The 18,390-nt window shown below is 76.3% G+C and carries 14 protein-coding genes and 1 pseudogene; 8 read left to right on the plus strand and 7 right to left on the minus strand.

The window, feature by feature from the left end; genetic code table 11:
* Positions 1-101: 101 nt before the first annotated feature.
* The 3 genes from moeZ to ACH4B3_RS02490 form a co-directional block, all read right to left on the minus strand.
* Positions 102-1,280: an adenylyltransferase/sulfurtransferase MoeZ gene (moeZ, locus tag ACH4B3_RS02480; RefSeq protein ID WP_398460850.1), complete on the minus strand. Its 1,179-nt coding sequence runs from the start codon at positions 1,278-1,280 to the stop codon at positions 102-104.
* Between the two features lie 244 nt (positions 1,281-1,524).
* Complete coding sequence (locus tag ACH4B3_RS02485; RefSeq protein WP_398460851.1) at positions 1,525-2,496, minus strand: NAD-dependent epimerase/dehydratase family protein; 972 nt, start codon at positions 2,494-2,496, stop codon at positions 1,525-1,527.
* Between the two features lie 307 nt (positions 2,497-2,803).
* Complete coding sequence (locus tag ACH4B3_RS02490) at positions 2,804-4,360, minus strand: hypothetical protein (protein ID WP_398460852.1); 1,557 nt, start codon at positions 4,358-4,360, stop codon at positions 2,804-2,806.
* A 363-nt stretch (positions 4,361-4,723) separates the two neighbouring features.
* On the opposite strand from ACH4B3_RS02490, the gene ACH4B3_RS02495 reads away from it, so the two are divergent.
* Positions 4,724-5,056 (plus strand): hypothetical protein, encoded by a 333-nt coding sequence (locus ACH4B3_RS02495; RefSeq protein WP_398460853.1) that lies wholly within the window; start codon positions 4,724-4,726, stop codon positions 5,054-5,056.
* A 281-nt stretch (positions 5,057-5,337) separates the two neighbouring features.
* On the opposite strand, the gene ACH4B3_RS02500 is transcribed toward ACH4B3_RS02495, so the two are convergent.
* The gene (locus tag ACH4B3_RS02500; RefSeq protein ID WP_398460854.1) at positions 5,338-7,779 is read right to left on the minus strand and encodes a glycosyltransferase; all 2,442 of its coding nucleotides are present in this window, start codon (positions 7,777-7,779) and stop codon (positions 5,338-5,340) included.
* 682 nt (positions 7,780-8,461) lie between these two features.
* On the opposite strand from ACH4B3_RS02500, the gene ACH4B3_RS02505 reads away from it, so the two are divergent.
* On the plus strand, positions 8,462-8,998 hold the full coding sequence (locus tag ACH4B3_RS02505; protein ID WP_398460855.1) for a VOC family protein: 537 nt from the start codon (positions 8,462-8,464) through the stop codon (positions 8,996-8,998).
* A complete protein-coding gene (locus tag ACH4B3_RS02510) occupies positions 8,991-9,794 on the plus strand; it encodes a MerR family transcriptional regulator (RefSeq protein WP_398460856.1) in 804 nt (267 codons plus the stop codon). The genes ACH4B3_RS02505 and ACH4B3_RS02510 overlap by 8 nt, the downstream gene beginning before the upstream one ends.
* 412 nt (positions 9,795-10,206) lie before the next feature.
* On the opposite strand, the gene ACH4B3_RS02515 is transcribed toward ACH4B3_RS02510, so the two are convergent.
* A complete protein-coding gene (locus tag ACH4B3_RS02515; RefSeq protein WP_398461558.1) occupies positions 10,207-11,649 on the minus strand; it encodes a DUF3152 domain-containing protein in 1,443 nt (480 codons plus the stop codon).
* Between the two features lie 382 nt (positions 11,650-12,031).
* Entirely contained in the window at positions 12,032-13,060 is a 1,029-nt protein-coding gene (locus tag ACH4B3_RS02520) for an alpha/beta fold hydrolase (protein WP_398460857.1), read from the minus strand.
* A 178-nt stretch (positions 13,061-13,238) separates the two neighbouring features.
* On the opposite strand from ACH4B3_RS02520, the gene ACH4B3_RS02525 reads away from it, so the two are divergent.
* From ACH4B3_RS02525 to ACH4B3_RS02540, 4 genes are all read left to right on the plus strand, one after another.
* On the plus strand, positions 13,239-13,460 hold the full coding sequence (locus ACH4B3_RS02525; protein WP_398460858.1) for a hypothetical protein: 222 nt from the start codon (positions 13,239-13,241) through the stop codon (positions 13,458-13,460).
* Between the two features lie 135 nt (positions 13,461-13,595).
* A complete protein-coding gene (locus tag ACH4B3_RS02530; RefSeq protein ID WP_398460859.1) occupies positions 13,596-14,234 on the plus strand; it encodes a TetR/AcrR family transcriptional regulator in 639 nt (212 codons plus the stop codon).
* Positions 14,235-14,455: 221 nt separating this feature from the next.
* A complete protein-coding gene (locus ACH4B3_RS02535; RefSeq protein ID WP_398460860.1) occupies positions 14,456-14,683 on the plus strand; it encodes a DUF3107 domain-containing protein in 228 nt (75 codons plus the stop codon).
* A 293-nt stretch (positions 14,684-14,976) separates the two neighbouring features.
* Positions 14,977-15,255: a hypothetical protein gene (locus ACH4B3_RS02540; protein ID WP_398460861.1), complete on the plus strand. Its 279-nt coding sequence runs from the start codon at positions 14,977-14,979 to the stop codon at positions 15,253-15,255.
* A 47-nt stretch (positions 15,256-15,302) separates the two neighbouring features.
* Here the strand turns inward: ACH4B3_RS02540 and ACH4B3_RS02545 are convergent, their stop codons facing one another.
* Entirely contained in the window at positions 15,303-16,034 is a 732-nt protein-coding gene (locus ACH4B3_RS02545) for a ferritin-like fold-containing protein (RefSeq protein ID WP_398460862.1), read from the minus strand.
* A 630-nt stretch (positions 16,035-16,664) separates the two neighbouring features.
* Between ACH4B3_RS02545 and ACH4B3_RS02550 the strand changes: the two are divergent.
* Positions 16,665-18,390: pseudogene (locus tag ACH4B3_RS02550) on the plus strand (DEAD/DEAH box helicase); the annotation flags it as partial.

Genomic DNA, 18,390 nt, shown 5'->3' on the forward strand with positions numbered 1-18,390 from the left:
CGGCAACGGCCCTCCCCGGCCGGCGACGACCGAAGCCCGCGGCTCCGACCAGGTCGGAGCCGCGGGCTTCGGTCAGTCCTGCAAGCGAGGCAGGCAGGCGATCAGTAGACCGGCTTCTCCGGCTCGATCTGGTTGACCCAGCCGATGACGCCGCCGCCGACGTGGACGGCGTCGGCGAAGCCCGCGGACTTCAGCACCGCGAGGACCTCCGCGGAGCGGACGCCCGTCTTGCAGTGCAGGACGATCTTCTTGTCCTGCGGCAGGTCCTGGAGGGCGGCGCCCATCAGGAACTCGTTCTTCGGGATCAGCCGGGCGCCGGGGATGGAGACGATCTCGTACTCGTTGGGCTCGCGGACATCGATGATGTCGATGCTCTCGCCCTCGTCGATCCACTCCTTGAGCTGCTTGGGGGTGATCGTCGAGCCGAGCGCCGCCTCCTGCGCCTCCTCCGAGACCACCCCGCAGAACGCCTCGTAGTCGATCAGCTCGGTGACGGTGGGGTTCTCGCCGCAGACCGCGCAGTCGGGGTCCTTGCGGACCTTGACCTGCCGGTAGCTCATCTCCAGGGCGTCGTAGATCATCAGTCGGCCGACCAGCGGCTCGCCGGTTCCGGTGAGTACCTTGATGGCCTCGGTGACCTGGATCGAGCCGATGGAGGCGCACAGCACGCCGAGCACGCCGCCCTCGGCGCAGGACGGGACCATGCCCGGCGGCGGGGGCTCCGGGTACAGGCAGCGGTAGCAGGGGCCGTGCTCGCTCCAGAAGACCGACGCCTGGCCGTCGAACCGGTAGATCGAGCCCCAGACGTACGGCTTGTTCAGCAGCACGCACGCGTCGTTGACCAGGTAGCGGGTGGCGAAGTTGTCCGTGCCGTCCACGATCAGGTCGTACTGGGAGAAGATCTCCATCACGTTGTCCGCCTCGAGGCGGCCCTCGTGCAGCACGACGTTGACGTACGGGTTGATGCCGAGGACGGAGTCCCGCGCGGACTCCGCCTTGGACCGGCCGATGTCCGCCTGGCTGTGGATGATCTGGCGCTGCAGGTTCGACTCGTCGACCTCGTCGAACTCCACGATGCCGAGGGTGCCGACGCCGGCGGCGGCGAGGTACATCAGGGCGGGCGAGCCGAGACCGCCCGCGCCCACACAGAGCACCTTGGCGTTCTTCAGACGCTTCTGCCCGTCCATCCCGACATCCGGGATGATCAGGTGGCGCGAGTACCTGCGGACCTCGTCGACGGTGAGCTCGGCGGCCGGCTCGACCAGGGGTGGCAGCGACACGGGGACTCCGTAAGAGGTGGGAGCATGGTTGTTCTTCCGTAACACTGCCACGCCTCATCTCATTCCGAGACACCTGGTCCGGGGTACGAGACGGTTCTGTCCCAGTGGCCGGGCAACGCGGCACGGACGGCTCCGCCCCGCTGTCCGGTTCGCGAAGGATCGCCCGTTCCGCGGCCGGGGTGTGCCAGGGGCGGTGGCCGCAGTGCGAGACACCGCCGGCCCCGGTCCGGCACCGCGCGCGGCGTCAGAGCCGGCACGCCGCCTCCATCCAGATGTCGGCCAGGGACTCCTCCAGCGCGATGCGGGGGCGCCAGCCGAGCCGGTCCCGGGCGGTGCGCACGTCCGCCTGCTGCCAGCCGCCGCACCCGTCGGGGTAGGGGTGGACGGCGACGGGGGCGGCCCCGGGGTGCTCGGCGCCCGCCGCCGCGCCCGGCGCCTGGAGCAGCGGCTGCCGGGCCGCCGGGATGTCGACCTCGTGCAGCGCGCCGCCGAAGCCGGCGACCCGGGCGAGCACGGCGGCCGCGTCCCGCAGCCGCACCGCCCGGCCGGTGCCGATGTTCACCACCCCCTGCGCGGCCGACAGCGAGGCGGCGTGCACCGCCCGCGCCACGTCCCGGACGTCGACGAAGTCGCGCTGTACGCCCAGGCCGCCCAGCCGGAGTTCGTTGTCCCCGGACTGCATGGCCCGGCGCATGGCGTCGGCGAGCCGGCCCAGCGGCGAACCGGCCGGGGTACCCGGCCCGACCGGCGAGAAGACGCGCAGCACGATGGCGTCCAGCCCGGAGCCGAGCACCAGTTCGGTGGCACCGAGTTTGCTGACCCCGTACGGGCCGCCGGGCCGCGGCACGGCGTCCTCGGCGGTGGACGAGCCGTGCTGCGAGGGCCCGTACTCCGAGGCGCAGCCGAGCTGCACCAGCCGCGCCGCACAGCGGCTGCGCCGCATCGCCTCGCACACCGTCGCCACGGCCACCGTGTTGTGCCGGATCAGTTCCCGGGCGCCGCCCCGGGTCGCCCCGGCGCAGTTGATCACCACGCCGGGGTGGACGGCGTCCAGGAAGCGGGTGAGCGCCCCGGGGCTGCCCGCCGACAGGTCGAACCGGACGTCGGCGTCGTCGCCGCGGCCGAGCGCGGTGAGCTGGACCGACGGGTCGGCGAGCAGATGGTCGGCGACGTAGCGGCCGAGGTATCCGCTGGAACCGAGCAGCAGGACCCTCATCGGTCACCCTCCCGCGGCAGTGCGGGCGCCTGAGGCGTTCCGGAGGGATGGTCGGTCATCTCGTGGCTCCTCGTGGGATTCGCGGTGGGACGGACAGCGCGGACGGGACGGACGGGACGGACAGCGTGGACGCACCGGAGGGGACGGCCGCGGACCTGCGGGCGCGGCGGGCGGGCCGGTCCGGCACCGGACCGGGTGGCGGCCCGGCGGGGCGGGGGCGGCGGCCGGGTCCGCCCGGCGGCGGGAACGGCCCGGGCGGTCGGGGACCCGCCGCGGCCCGGGCACCGGGGGCTGCCCGGGGACGGCGTCATACCGGCGCCCCGGGCCCGGTACCGGCGCGGACGCCGTGTGCGGAGGCCCGGGCCAGCGAGTCCAGCGCGTACCCGAGCAGCGCCAGCGCGGCCAGCGCGCAGGCCACGGCGGGGACCGCGGCGGCCCCTTGTTCGGTGACCACCCGGGCCACCGGCCGGGCCGGTCCCGCGCCGCCGGGCAGCCGGGAGGCCGCGGCGAGACCGAGGACTGCCGCCTCCAGGGCGCACGCCGTGGCGACCCCGGCCAGCGCGGCACGGGTGCGGCCGTGCACGGCGAGCAGCCGGGCGAGGAAGAGCAGGCCGCCCAGCGCGACCGCGGCGGCGGCCCGGGTCGCCCCCAGGCCGGGGGCCGTGCCCGGTCCGGGGGGCAGCAGCCCGCCGTCCGGGTGGCCGCCCGGGGCGCCGAGGAGGAGCCGGGCGGCGAGCACCAGCCAGGTCAGCGCACCCAGGAAGAGCAGCAGCGCCACCGGGAGCAACGGCCGTACCCCGGCGCTGAACTCGGCCAGCGCCCGGCTGCTGCGGAGTCGGTGCCGGGCGCGCCGGGCGAACCAGCGGGCGCAGTACGCGGCCGGTGCCACCGCGAGGGCCAGCGCGACCAGGGCCGTCGCCGCCCAGGAGTCGGGGGTGACGGCGGGCACCGCGGGCGGCCAGGCCGGGCCGGGGCCGCCGTGCAGCAGCCGGGTCAGCAGCCGGTCGCCGACGAGCAGGTACCCCAGGAGCCAGCCGATGCCCAGCAGCGCGGCGGCCGGTACCCGCGGCGGGCGCACGCCGCCGGTGGTGCTCGCCGCGCGCAGCGGTCCGCGGCGCAGGCACAGCAGCAGCGCCGCCGCGGTCAGCAGGCTGCCGGCGGCGACCACGCCCCAGGCCGCGCCGGGTACCCCGGTGGGCAGGGCGGGCACCGCGACGACGGTCCCGGCAGCGCACGCGCCGGGTGCGAGGTGGAGGGCGACGGCGCGCCCCTGGGCCCGGAGGCGGAGCGTGCGCCGGGCGCGGGCGCCCGGCGGGGCGGCTGCCGGACGGCGCCCGCGCGGCGGGCGGGACCGGGCGCGGGCGCCGTGCCGCGCCGCGTCCGCGAGGGGCCGGCCGCCGGGGTGTCCGGCCGGGGGTCGGGCCGGGCCGGGGGCCCGTTTCCCGTCCCGGCCCGGCTCCACCCGGCCGCCGGGCACCGCGCCGTCCGGGCCGTCCGCGTCTTCCGGCGGGCCCGGGTCGCGGCCCGGCGGCCGGTCGCGGACCGCTCGCGCGGCGGGCGGCGGCGCGGTGCCGGGCGGGGCCGCGCCACCGGGCCCGGCACCGGTCCGGCCGTCCGGGGCGGCCGGGGTGTCCCGGCCGGCCCCGGCGGCGACCGCCGGCGCCCATGCGTCGTCATCCGGCGCCCGCGCGTACAACTCCTCGGCGAGCGAGAACACGTCCCGGTGCCGGAAGCGCGCGGCCACCCGGTCGGTCACCCCGCGAGCCTCCAGCCCGGCGGCGATCTCCAGCGGGTCCACCGCCTGCGCGCACAGGTCCCGGTGCCGGGCCAGCAACGCCACCACCGGGTCGGCGGTACGGCGCACGTCCCGGACCGGCGAGGTACCGCCGGTCGCGCGGGCCCCGGCGACGGGCGACCCGGCGGCATCCCGGTCCTGTCCAGCAGCGTCCCGGCTTCGACCGGCCGCGTCCCGCTCCGGCCCAGCGGCATCCCGGACCTGACCGGCAGCATCCCGGAGCTGCCCGTCCTCGTCCGCGACCACCCCGGCCGCGTCCCGGACCTGCCCGGCAGCGTCCCGGCTTCGACCGGCCGCGTCCCGCTCCGGCCCGGCGGCATCCCGATCCTGCCCAGCCGCTCCCCTGACCCACCCGGCGGCGCCCCGATCCTGCCCGGCGACGCCCCGGCTTCGACCGGCCGCGTCCCGCTCGGATCCGGGGACGTCCCAGGCTTGCCCAGCAGCGCCCCAGTCCTGCTCGGCGACATCCTGGACGTGCCCAGCAGCGACCCGGTCCTGCCCAGCAGTGCCCCGCTCCTGACCGGCAGCATTTCGGACCTGACCGGCAGCGTCCCGGACCTGCCCAGCGGCATCCCGGATCTGACCGGCAGCGCCCCGCTCCGGCCCGGCGGCGCCCCGGCCCTGCCCGGCAGCGCCCCCGTCCTGCTCGGTGACGTCCCGGACCTGACCGGCAGCGCCCCGCTCCGGCCCCGCAGCGTCCCGCTCCTGACCGGCAGCGTCCTGGACCTGCCCAGCCGCATCCCGAATCTGACCCGCGGCGGGTAGGAGGACCAGGGCCCGGGACCGGGCGTCCCAGCCGCCGGGGCTGCTCGGGGCGCACGGCGCGTCCGCGGCCGGGTCCGGCGGGCCGGGCCGGGCCGCCGGACCGGGTAACCGGAAGGCGGGCAGCGCGGAGAGCTCCGGGGTCGGCCCGGATTCGGCACCGCGCGCCGCCGCCCGGCCCGTCCCGGGCGCGGTGTTCCCCGGGCCGGGGCACGGCGGCGGTCCGGGGCGCCGGTCCGGGCCGGTGCGGCCGGGGGCGGGTCGGGGTGAGGGGCTCGGCACCGTCATCGGTACTCCTCGAAGGGGAGTGGGCCGGGCGCCGGAACCGGGCCCGGCCCGTCGGCCCGCGGTCCCGGCGGGCGGCTTCCGGTGGCCCAGCCGGGCACCCGGGCGGGGACCGCGGAGCCCGGAGCCCGGGCGGGGCGGCGGCTCCCCGTCCAGCGACCCGGTACCCGCGACTCCGCGGGCCGGGCGAACGGCAGCGGCGCGCCCTCCGCGTACGGCTCGGCGTACCGCACCGGGGAGTGCGACACCAGGTCGAGGTAGATGTCGCGGAAGGCGGCGGTGCTCCGCTCGGTGGTGAACAGTTCCAGGGCCCGGGCGCGTGCCGCGGCGCCCAGCCGGGCCCGCCGGGCCGGGTCGCCCAGCAGCGCCAGACAGGCGTCGGCGAGCGCGTCCGGGTCACCCGGGGGGACGACCAGGCCGGTGCCGCCGATGATCTCGCGCACCGGGCCGGCGTCCGTGGAGACCGTGGCCCGGCCGCAGAGCATCGCCTCCACCAGGCCCTCCGGGAAGGTGTCGGCGTCGCCGGCCAGGACGACCACCCCGCTCGCCGCGTACAGCTCCGGCAGCCGGTCCTCGCCGTGGCGGTCGATCTCCTCGAAGGAGACGGGGGCGCCGGGGCCGGCCGTCCCATCGGGGAAGAGCCGGGCCGCCAGCCGCCGGTACCGGGCGCGCGGGTCGTCACCGGCCGGTGGCCGGGCCGGGCCGCCGACCGGTGCCGCCGCCCCCGCAGCCGGGCCCGCGGGCCCGTGACCGGCGGCCGGGCTTGCGGGCCCGTGACCGGCGGCCGGGCCCGCGGGCCCGTGACCCGCGGCCGGGGTTGCCGCGCCCGGCCCGGGCTCCCGCGGCACGACGATGCGCAGCCGCGCGGCGGGCTCGGCGCGGCGGATCGCGGCGAAGGCGTGCAGCATCCCGCACACGTCCCGCTCCGGTGCCGGCGGGCCGATCCACAGCAGCGTCCGCCCGGCGTCGTCACCGGCCCGGTCGGCCCGGTCGGCGGCGGCGCCCCGGGAACCCGCCGGGCGCCCCGGGCGACGGGCCTCGGCCGCCTCACCGACCGCCGCGAAGCGGTCCCCGGCCACCCCGGGGTAGACGGTGCGCACCCGGTCCCGGTCGGCGCCGCAGTGCTGCTGCCAGCGGCGGACGTGGGGGTCGCCGGCGGTGACGAGCGCGGCCTGCCGGTAGGTCTCGGCGGTCAGCAGCCGGTGGAAGGCGGCCAGCATGGCCCGCACCGGAACGGGGTACGGCGGGGAGCCGGACGGTCCGGCGGCCGGGTCCGCGGGGCGGGGGTCCGGGCCCGCCCCGGCGGCGGCCGGTGGCTGCCCGGCGCACTCCGCCGGCCGGGCCGGGGGCGTGCCGGGCGGGGCCGCGGAGTGCGCCAGGAAGTGCCCCCGGAGCCGGACGTCGTACTCGCTGACCAGCAGCGGGGTGCCGAAGAAGCGTTTGGCCAGCAGACCCGGCAGGGCCGCCGGGCCGGCCGAGAGGGCATGGCAGAGGTCGACTCCGGCCAGGCCGCGGTCGGTGGAGCTCCGATCGGTGGGGCTCCGGTCGGCGGAACCGTGGTCGAGCGCCGGCCGGCCGGCCGGGTCCGGGCCGGCGGACGTGTCAGCGGGCGTGCCGGCCCGGCGGCGCCGCGGTCGGCGGTCGGCACCGGCGCGCCCGCGTCCGCCCGCGGGCCGCCCGCCGGCGCCGTGGTACGGGCCGTACCAGTCCAGCGAGAGCGGTCGCAGCAGCCGTTCCAGCAGTTCGGTGACGAGCAGCAGATCGGTGACCCGGGCGCGGTGTGCCGTGCGGCCGGCGCCGGGGGTATGGCAGGCGCGCTCCAGGATGCGTAACGCCCGCTCGGAGCGGAGGGCCGCGGAGAGCCCGGCGGCGTCGCGGGCGAGTTCGGCGAGCCCGTAGAGACCACTGGCGAAACGGTCCGCCTGGCTGCCCGCGCTCGGAGCCCGGCCGGAGGCCGGGGGGCGGTCCCCGGCGGATGTGCCGGACCCGCAGAGCGCCGTGGCGAGGGCGGTGAAGTGCCGGGCGAACAGCGCGTGCTCCCGGCGCCCGTAGGCCGCGTACGCCTCCTGGGGGCCGCGCGTGTCGCCGCTCCAGCAGGCACCGTCCGAGTGGGCGCCCTTCGCGGCATGGGGGTCGTGCGGGTGACACCCCTCCGGCTCGGCGCGCCCGGCGCATCCCCCGCACGCCCCGCGTGCGCGGCCCGCGCCACGGTGTTCCGGTTCCGCCACCTCGCCCCACAGCGCCGCGGTCCGGATTCGCCGCAGCCGGGCGGGGAGCCCGTGCCATCCCGCGGCGCCCTCGGCATGCTGACCGGCGTCCCGGCTCAGCGCGTAGACCTCGAACTCATGGTGGTCCAGGGACCGTACGAGCCGGTCGCAGCTGAGCCAGCCGGCGCCGGACGCATAGGGGTAGCCGCCTTCCGTGAGCAGTCCCACGCGCATGTGCGCACCCCCGATCCTCCTGGCCGGCAGCCGCCGTCCGGCAGCGGAAGCACGGTATGCGCGCACCCCGGTGGTGCGACGGACGGTTGTCCGTCGCACCACCGGAAGGGGTGAAAGCCCGTGACTTTCCCGCGACTTGTGCGTTGTTTACGCGCGTGGTGTGCGGCGACCGCTCGCCCAGCCGCCGCGCGCCCGGTCCCGCGCGCCCCGCCCCGCGCGTCCCGTCCTGCGCGTCCCCGCCGCACGCGCCCCGGCCCGTCCGGTCCGCTCCGCGCGCCCCACCCGTCCTGCCCGGACCCACACCGCCTGCCCGGCCCACTCGTCCTGCCCGGACCCACACCCACACCGTCCCACCCGGCCCACTCCGCACGTCCGGCCCCGCTCGCCCCGACCCCCACCCGGCCCACTTCGCACGTCCGGCCCCGTCAGCCCCGGCCTCCGCCCGGCCCACTCCGCACGTCCGACCCCGCGCGCCCCGACCCCTGCCCGGTCCGCTCCGCGCGTCCCGTCCCGCGCGCCCCGATCCCTACGTCCCGCCCCCGTCCCGCGGCCGGTCCCCGCGTGCGGCCGTGGGCGGGACCCGATTGCACCCGGCCACCACGACGGCCCCATCGACGGGGTGGGGCGAGGGTCGGAAACCCGGCTTGACCCTCCCGCTGCGTGAGGCTGAAGGGTGGGGCACATGAGCGACTACTACAACGCCTTCGAGATGAGCCCCGTACCCACCCCCGGCCCGGACGCGGTTCCGCCGGAGCCGTTCCGCGGCATCTACGGGATGCCCGCGTTCGTGACGATCCCCACGAGCGATCTTGCGGCGTCGGTGGACTTCTGGGTCCGTGCGCTCGGGTTCTTCGAGCTGTTCGCCATCCCCGGCAGGCTCGTGCATCTGCGGCGGTGGGCGTTCCAGGACGTCCTTCTGGTCTCGGAGGGGAGTGTTCCGGAGCAGGCGCCGGCGATGAGCGTCAGTTTCGCGTGCGTGCTCAGCCAGGTCGACTCCCTGGTCGAGGCCTGTCGGGCGGTGCGCCCGGGCTCGGTCGACGGGCCGCGGGACACCCCCTGGACCACCCGCGACGTGACGGTGATCACTCCCGAGAACGCACGGATCGTCTTCACCGCGGCGAAGCCGTTCGACCCGGCCAGTGAGGAGGCGCGGAACCTTGCAGCCATGGGGATCACCCCACCGGGCGTGGGACGCGGCGAGAATGCGGGGCATGCGTGATGCCAATGACTCCGATGGGCTGACCGTCGGTCAGGTCTCGGCGCGTCTGGGGGTGACGGTCCGCGCGCTGCACCACTGGGACGAGATCGGCCTGGCGCGCCCGTCGCTGCGCACGGCGGCCGGGTACCGGCTCTACACCGCTGGTGATCTGGGACGCCTGCACCGCATCGTGGTCTACCGCGAGATCGGTCTCGGCCTGGACGGCATCCGGACCGTCCTGGACGACTCGACCGCGGACGTGACCGGCGCACTGCGCGCGCAGCGCGCCCAGGTCGCCGAACGGATCGACCGCCTCCGGCAGCTCGGGGCCGGACTGGATCGGATGATCGACGCCCACGAGCGCGGCCTGCTGCTGACCGTCGAACAGCAGGCGACGATCTTCGGTCCGCGGTGGAACCCGGACTGGCCCGCCGAAGCCCGTCAGCGCTACGGGGACACGACCCAATGGAGGCAGTACGCCGAACGCTCGGCCTCACGCGATCCGGCGGAGTGGCAGGCCGTCGCCGATGCCGTGGCCGGCCTCGACCGCGCTCTGGGAGACGCCATGGACGCCGGCGTCACCCCTGGCAGCCCGGAGGCGAATCAACTCGTCGAGAGGCACCGCGAGGTCTTCGCCTCGTACTTTCCCCTCACCCGGGAGATGCAGGTCTGTCTCGGCCGCATGTATGAGGCCGATCCGGGATTCGCTGCCCACTACGACGGCATCCGCCCCGGCCTCGCCACCTGGTTCCGCCGGATCGTCGACGCCGGCGCGCGTGCCCACGGCATCGACCCCGACACCGCGACCTGGCAGTAGCGCGCGGGGCCGGAGGCCCGCCCCACGGGGTCCGCACCCGTGCCCGCGGGGCGGGGCGCCCCGCCCCGTGGAACCCGCACCCCCGCCCCGGAGGGCCGGCTCCCGGCGCGTCGGCGCACCGGGACGGGAGGGAGCCCGGGCGCATCCCTGACGCGGGGCGGCCCGGCAGGGCACGACCGGGCGGTGGGACCGACCAGGGAACGCGCCGCTTCGGCCGGCGCCGACGCGGCCCGGCACCGGCACGGCCCGGGACCAGCACGGCCGGGGACCAGCACGGCCCGGGACCGGCACGGCCCGGCGCCGGCGCGGGCCGGGGCCGGACCGTCCGGATCCGTCGGGGGCGTCCCGGCGGCCTTCCCGGCCCTCCCGGCCGTCCCGCTCGCTCCCCGGGTCGTCCGGGGAGCGGGCCCGGTCAGCGCTTGGCCCTCGGGAAGGGCCAGGCGTTCGGCTTGCAGGTCGCACCGTCCGTGGTGAGGAACTTCGTCTGCTGCATCATCACCGGGGCGAGCGCGCCGTCCCGGGAGCAGAACTCGTGGTTGCGCCCCAGCCGGTGCCCCACCTCGTGGTTGATGAGCATCTGCCGGTAGGTGTGGAGCTCGTCGTCGCCGTAGGTGCTGGCGCCCTGCGCCCAGCGGTAGGCGTTGATCATGACGCGTTCGGTGAGGGCCGAGTCACAGGAGACGTTGTCCACCGTGACGTCCAGGTCGGACTTGGCACACCAGGCGGCGGTGGTACCCGGGCTCGCCAGGGTGATCACGAAGTCGGTGGGGCCGGAGGAGACCCGCTCGAAGGTGCGGGCGCCGCCGTGCCCCCAGCTCCGGTCGTCGTTCAGCGTCTTGTGCACCGCCTCGGCGAACAGCTTGCCGTCCAGCGGGAGTTCCTTCTCCACGTCCACCCGGTAGCGCACCGTCCGGCCGCTGCCGGGCGCCTTGTCGTGGCCGGTGACCGCGGCGAAGTCGCCCGTGCCGCTCAGCCGGGGGTCGAGCGGGTACTTCTGCGCCATCTTCGCCGCGTAGGTGACGGGCGTGGCGGGCCGCGGGGCGGCGGTTCGGGAGGGGGCGGGCCGGTCGTCGCCGCGGGACGCGGCGGCGTCGTCGTCGCGGTCCACCCCGTAGTGCGGCCGGCCGGCGGTGTTCTGCTCCGTACCGCCGTCGGCGACCTGGCCGGCGACCACGACCGCCAGCACGGTGGTGACCGCCGCGGCGGCCACCCCGGTGAACGCCCGGCCCCGGCCGGGCCGGGCCGCGCCGGGGGCCGCGGCCCGGCCGCCGCCTCCGGCGCCGCCGGAGCGGTTCACCGCCTCCGGCTCGGACGGCGGTACCGGGCCGTCCTGCCCGGCGGCGGCCGGGGCGGCCTCTCCGCGCAGCTCCGCGTCGAGGGCGTCGAACGCCTCCACGTACTCCTTGCGCGGGCCGGGCACCCGCACCCCGCCGCCGGGGTATCCGGCCGGCGGCCGGACCGCGGCGCCGGGCGCGGCCGGCTCCCGCGGTCCGGGCACCGACGCGGCACCGGGCTCGGGCCGGGGAGCGCCGGCGCGGTCGCTGCCGGCTCCGGCCGGTCGCGGCCCGTACGGCGCGGATCGGCCGACCGCGCCCGCGGCACCCGCCGCGGGGGAACCGCCGAGTGCGCCCCAGCCGCCGCCGGGCTCCCGCTGTTCCGGGTGTCCGCCGCGGGTGGCGGGTCCGGCCGGACCGGTGCCGGGAACGCCGCGCCGCCTGCGGCCGGTGCCCTGGGCGGGCGCCCGGCGGGCGGAGCCGGTGGGGTACGGCGCGGCCCCGGCGCCGGGGCCGGCGGCCGCGGCGGGCCGGGGCCCGGGGGCGCCGCCCGGGCCGGGGCCGGGCTCGTCGCGCAGCACCGGGTACTCCCCGGTGTCGTACCTGTCGTACGGGTCATACGGGCCGTACGGGTCGTAGACGTCGCCGGCGGCGTAGGGGCCGAGCCGGATCTCGCCGGTGTCCCGCGGATCGGCGTGGCGGTCGGCGCCGTACGGCCCGAGCCGCAGTTCCCCGGTGTCGTGCACGGCCGGGAACTGGCCGGTGTCGTAGGGGCCGAGCGTGAACTCGCCGGTGTCGAAGGGCGCCACCGGATGCTGTCCGGTGTCGTGCACCTGGTACCCGGGCTCGGGCTCCCGGGGGCGGACTATGGACGGCCGGGGCGCCCCGGCCGTCCCGGCCGGGCCGCGATCACCGGACGCGCCGCGCTGCTCGCGGCTCTCCCGGCTGCCTCGTGCGCTGTGTTTACCCACGCGCCGCACCGCTTCCGTCGTATCCGTCGTGTCCGTCGCGATCATCGTGATCGTCGTGATCGTCGTAATCGTCGTAATCGTCGAGGAGGCCGCCGAAGGCCCCTGCCACCATCTCCGGGAACTCCATCATCGCCACGTGCCCGGCGTCCACCAGGGTCAGCAGCCGGGAGTCCCGGAACGCCCGGCCGGCCCGCAGCCCCATCCGGTGGGAGACCAGCAGGTCCCGCATGCCGTAGACGAGCAGTGTCGGGGCCAGGACGCGTTCGGCCTGGCGCCACAGCGAGTGCTGGCCGCCGAGCGTGTAGGAGTCGACGATGCCGCGCGCCGAGCGGGCCATCGCGTCCCAGAAGTACGGCAGCTCCGCGCGCCGCTCCTGCTCGGCGACCGCGGCCGCCAGCGACTGCGGCGACACTCGCGCCGGGTCTCCGTAGTTGAGTGCCAGCACCTGCCGGGTGCGGTATTCGATCGTCCAGTCCCGGGTCATGCGCACGAAGAGCCGGGCGGCCCCGGGCAGGGCCAGCAGCCCGGTGGGGATCGCGGTGCGCTGCGGGCGGAGCTCCGGCAGCGCGGGCGAGATCAGGGTGAGGGTACGCACCAGGTCGGGGCGGACCGCGGCCACCCGGGTGGCGATCGAGCCGCCCATGGAGTTGCCGAGCAGGTGCACCGGGCCGCGGTCGCTCGCGTCCAGGAAGCGGATCACCGCCCGGGCGTGGCCGGTGATGGAGTAGTCGCCGTCGTCCGGCGGCGGGGAGTCGCCGAAACCGGGCAGGTCCAGTGCCTCGCTGTCCACCCGGTCGGTGAGCCGCTCCATCAGCTCGGACCAGTTCAGCGAGGAACCGCCGAGGCCGTGGAGGTAAAGCGCGGGCGGCAGGCCCTGGCGGGCCGCGGGCCGCGACCGCACGCTCAGGGTGAGTCCGGGGAGCCGCACGGTGCGCACCGCCTCGCCCGCTCCGACGCGCGCGGACCGGGCGGGTGGCACCACCGGGACGGCATGGGCGTCCGGCGACTCGGTCGAAGACATGCGGCAATGTTACGAGACGATCACGCACGCGATTGTGTGTTCGCCGTCACAGACCGCATAGCGTTCGGGCGTTCCCTCTCCTACGCTCGTACACATCAGGCATTCGGGGCACACGACGTTATGACGGGTGCCTACCCTTGGACATCCGGAAGCCCGGCAACCGGAAGGGCGGAGCCAGATGACTGCCGATCCTCAGGACCTCGACACCTTCCAGGACGACGCGGACACCGCCGAGATCGACGTCGAGGCGCCGGAGGCGGACGCCGCCGAGCAGCACGCCGACCTCAGTCCGGACCACGACGACCCGGCGACCACCATCGACCCCGGCCTCTCCGCGAACGAGGCCGATCGCATCGAGCAGGCGCGCGTGGTCGAGATCAATGAGGACGACTACCGATGACCTGCACCTTTTGTGAGCTTCCTACGGGGTCCGATCCATGAAATTCTCCGCACGGACCGCGCGCGCCGCTGTTACCCAAAAGTACGATGGCGTGCGCGGTGAACACCGTGCACGGAACAAGCCATGGGAGGCGGCGTGACAGCCATCGAGCAGACCGAGGTGCGCCCGCGAGGCACGCGCCTTCCGCGCCGAGCCCGACGCAATCAGCTGCTGGGCGCGGCCCAGGAGGTCTTCGTGGCCCAGGGCTACCACGCGGCGGCGATGGACGACATCGCCGAGCGCGCGGGCGTCAGCAAGCCCGTGCTCTACCAGCACTTCCCCGGGAAACTGGAGCTCTACCTGGCCCTGCTGGACCAGCACTGCGAGGCGCTGCTGCACGCGGTGCGTTCCGCGCTGGCGTCCACGACCGAGAACAAGCAGCGGGTCGCCGCGACGATGGACGCCTACTTCGCGTACGTGGAGGACGAGGGCGGCGCGTTCCGGCTGGTCTTCGAGTCCGATCTGACCAACGAGCCCGCGGTGCGCGAGCGCGTGGACCGGGTCTCGATGGAGTGCGCCGAGGCGATCAGCGAGGTCATCGCCGAGGACACCGGCCTGTCCAAGGACGAGTCGATGCTGCTCGCGGTCGGCCTGGGCGGGGTGTCCCAGATCGTGGCGCGCTACTGGCTCGCCAGCGGCAGCGCGGTGCCCCGCGACACCGCGGTCCAGCTGCTCACCTCGCTGGCCTGGCGGGGCATCGCCGGATTCCCGCTGCACGGCACCGAAGCCCACTGACCCGCGCGGCCGCCCACCGCGCGGCCGCCCACCGCGGGGCCGCGGAGCCCCCGGTGGACCGCCGCGGGCGGGCGGCGGCGGGCGGTCGCGGCCGGGTGCCGGGCGCCTGTTCGCTGCGGGCGTGCACCGGACCGGCTCGGCGGAGCCCCGCGCCGGGCTAATGTGTGCTGCGTACGGCGCGGCTGGCCGCGCACCCAACTGACCGTCGGAGGGACATAGCCGTGGAGGTCAAGATCGGCGTGCAGCACGCGCCCCGGGAGATCACCTTGGAGAGCGGGCAGTCTGCCGAGGAGGTCGAGCGCGCGGTGGCCGACGCGCTCGCGGGCACGGCGCAGCTGCTGAGCCTGGTGGACGACCGTGGTCGCAAGGTCCTGATCCCGGCGGACCGCCTCGCGTACGTCGAGATCGGCGAGCCGACCACGCGCAAGGTCGGTTTCAGCGCGCTGTAGGACAGCACCGGCCGCGGGCACGGCACCGACCGTGCCCGCGGTATCGCTCGAAGCGGCGGCGGGGCCCCGGAACGGATTCCGGGGCCCCGCCGCCGTCGTGCGTGCCGCCCCGCCGGGCCCGCGTCCCGGTGCCCGCCCCGCACCGGGTCCGTCCACCGCCGGACGGCCCCGCCGCGACGCGTCCGCTTACCGTTCCCCCGGCCGCCGGCAGGGTTGCCCGCACCGGGTCAGGGGTAGGACGGCCACGACCGACGCACCCAAGCACTTCGGTCCACTTGCGGGAGGGACGCACCATGATCCTGATCTGGGAAGCGCTCGGCTCGACAGTGATCGGCCTCCTCGTGGCCCTGTCGGCCGCACGCTGGCTGCCGCGGCGGCGCTTGCCCGCCACACCGCTCGTCCTCGGCACCGGCCCGGTGGCCGCGCTGCTCGGGACCCTGCTGGCGCACGCCGTGCTCGGCGACGGCCACGCCGCGGCGACCCTGCTGGTCGCGGCCGGGTTCGCGGTGGCGATGCTGTCCTTGCTGGTCCGCCCGGCGCCGCGGGTCCGCCGACGATCAGCCACCGCCTGACCCACGGAGCACACCCGCCCCGGCCACCCGGCCGGGGCGGCGCGCCGTCAGGCGGCCAGGCCCAGCGCGGCCATCCGCTTGGTGTGCGCCTCGGTGATCCGGGAGAACATCCGGCCGACCTCGGCCAGGTCGAAGCCGTCGGCCACCCCGCCCACCAGCATGGTGGAGAGCGCGTCCCGGTCCGCGACGACGCGCTGCGCCTGGGAGAGCGCCTCGCCCATCAGCCGCCGGGCCCACAGCGCCAGCCGTCCGCCGACCCGCGGCTCCGACTCGATCGCGGCCCGCACCTTCTCCACGGCGAAGGTCGCGTGCCCGGTGTCGTCGAGCACCTGGAGGACGAGCGCCCGGGTGTCGGAGTCCAGCCGGGCCGCCACCTCGCGGTAGAAGTCACTGGCGATCGAGTCGCCCACGTAGGCCTTGACCAGCCCTTCCAGCCAGTCCGAGGGCGCGGTCTGGCGGTGGAACTCGTCCAGCGCGGCGGCGAACGGCTGCATGGCCACGGTCGGCTCCTCGCCGATGGCCGCCAGCCGGTTCCGCAACTGCTCGAAGTGGTGGAACTCCGCGGACGCCATCTTCGCCAGTTCGGCCTTGTCGTCCAGGCTCGGGGCCAGCTTGGCGTCCTCGGCGAGCCGCTCGAAGGCGGCCAGCTCGCCGTAGGCCAGGGCACCGAGGAGGTCCACCACGGCGGCCCGGTACTGCGGATCGGCGGATGCCTGCGCCCAGTCCTGGGCGGCGATCCCGCTGTACTCACTCATCGGCACGGCACGACCTTTCCACATCGGCAGCCGAGCGTCGTATCGGCTGATCACTCCCCCGCCGGCATACGTCTCCGCGGCCGGCGGGGCCTGTCCGTCACGGGACCGACCGGCGGTGTCGCGCACACCCCTGACCGGTCCGGACCGACCCGGTCGGGCCTGGGTCCCGGAGCGACAATAGTCCGCGATCAGCGGCGCGGAGGACAGCGGGGAACACCCGGTCCGTCCCCCTCCGGCGGCGGACGTGACGGGTCCGGCACCCATGCCCCGGTCACACATGCGCCTATCCGGGGTACAGTGATAAAGCGCCCGCCGACTATCGGCGGGTTGTTCACGAATGCGGATGCCCGGTCGGTGGCCCGATCGGCTCCAACCCGACCGCCCTCCGAGCGGCGCGTGCGCGACTGCGATACGCACAGCAGGAGGGACCCGCTCGCGGCATGAGCGCAGAGCGAAGGCAGCGGTCCCGCGCCGTCCGGCCGAACCCTGACCGGCACACCATCCGGCGCGGTAAACGACCCCCTTCGCCACCTCGTGCCGCGTCTCACAGAAGAGGCAAGCATCCTGTCCACTTTCCGAGATCTGGGGATTCTCCCCGAGACCGCCGAAGCCCTCGAAGCCGTCGGCATCACGTCCCCCTTCCCCATCCAGGAGATGACGCTCCCGGTGGCCCTCGCGGGCACCGACGTCATCGGCCAGGCCAAGACCGGCACCGGCAAGACGCTCGGCTTCGGCCTTCCGCTGCTGGAGCGCGTCACCGTGCCCGCCGACGTCGAGGCCGGCCGGGCGAAGCCCGAGCAGCTGACCGACACCCCGCAGGCCCTGGTGGTCGTCCCCACCCGCGAGCTGTGCACGCAGGTCACCAACGACCTGCTCACCGCCGGCAAGGTGCGTAACGTCCGGGTGCTGTCCATCTACGGCGGCCGTGCCTACGAGCCGCAGGTCGAGGCCCTGAAGAAGGGCATCGACGTGGTCGTCGGCACCCCGGGCCGGCTGCTCGACCTGGCCGGCCAGAAGAAGCTGGACCTGTCGTCCGTCAAGGCACTCGTCCTCGACGAGGCCGACGAGATGCTCGACCTGGGCTTCCTGCCCGACGTCGAGAAGATCATCCAGCTGCTGCCGGCCAAGCGGCAGACCATGCTCTTCTCGGCGACCATGCCGGGGCAGGTCATCTCGCTGGCGCGGCGCTACATGTCGCAGCCCACGCACATCCGCGCCACCGCGCCGGACGACGAGGGCGCGACCGTGGCCAACATCACCCAGCACGTCTTCCGTGCGCACTCGCTCGACAAGCCCGAGATGGTCGCGCGCATCCTGCAGGCCGAGGGCCGCGGGCTGGCGATGATCTTCTGCCGTACGAAGCGCACCGCGGCCGACATCGCCGACCAGCTCGCCCGGCGCGGCTTCGCCTCCGGCGCGGTCCACGGCGACCTCGGCCAGGGCGCCCGTGAGCAGGCGCTGCGGGCCTTCCGCAACGGCAAGGTCGACGTGCTGGTGTGCACCGACGTCGCCGCCCGCGGCATCGACGTCGAGGGTGTGACGCACGTCATCAACTACCAGTCGCCCGAGGACGAGAAGACCTATCTGCACCGCATCGGCCGCACCGGCCGCGCGGGCGCGTCGGGTACCGCCGTCACGCTGGTCGACTGGGACGACATCCCGCGCTGGCAGCTGATCAACAAGGCGCTGGAGCTGGCGTTCCACGAGCCGGAGGAGACCTACTCCACCTCCCCGCACCTCTACGAGGTGCTGGGGATCCCGGAGGGCACCAAGGGCATCCTGCCGCGCGCCGAGCGCACCCGTGCCGGGCTCGCGGCCGAGGAGATCGAGGACCTCGGCGAGACCGGCGGGCGTGGCGCCCGGGGCCGGGGCGGCCGCTCCGGCGACGCGCCGGCCGAGGAGCGCCCCAAGCGCACCCGCACCCCGCGCCAGCGCCGCCGCACCCGCGGCGGGGTGGCGCTGGACGGCGCCGAGGCCCCCGCCGTGCCCGAGACGGGTACCGAGGCCGCGGCCCCCGCCGAGGTCACGGACTCCGCCGCGCCGGCCGGACCGCGGCAGCCGCGCCGCCGCCGCCGCACCCGCGCCGGGGCCGGGGCCACCACGGCCAAGGCCGCGGAGCAGCCGGCGGAGCAGGCGGTACGCACCGCCGAAGGCACCGAGCGGGTCCCGGCCCAGGCCGCGGAGGTCCTGCCGGAGGCCGCGGACGCACCGGCCGCGGAGGCCGCGGAGCCGGCCGAGGCCGCGGTGACCAAGCCGCGCCGCCGTCGGACCCGCACCGCCAAGGCCGAGGTGGCCGAGGTGGCCGAGGTGGCCGAGGTGGCCGAGGTGGCCGTGGACACCGCCGAGGGCACCGCCGACACGGCCGCGGAGGCCGAGGAGG

Origin of the sequence: Streptomyces sp. NPDC018031 (assembly GCF_044327625.1) — a bacterium.
Taxonomy (GTDB): Bacteria; Actinomycetota; Actinomycetes; order Streptomycetales; family Streptomycetaceae; genus Streptomyces.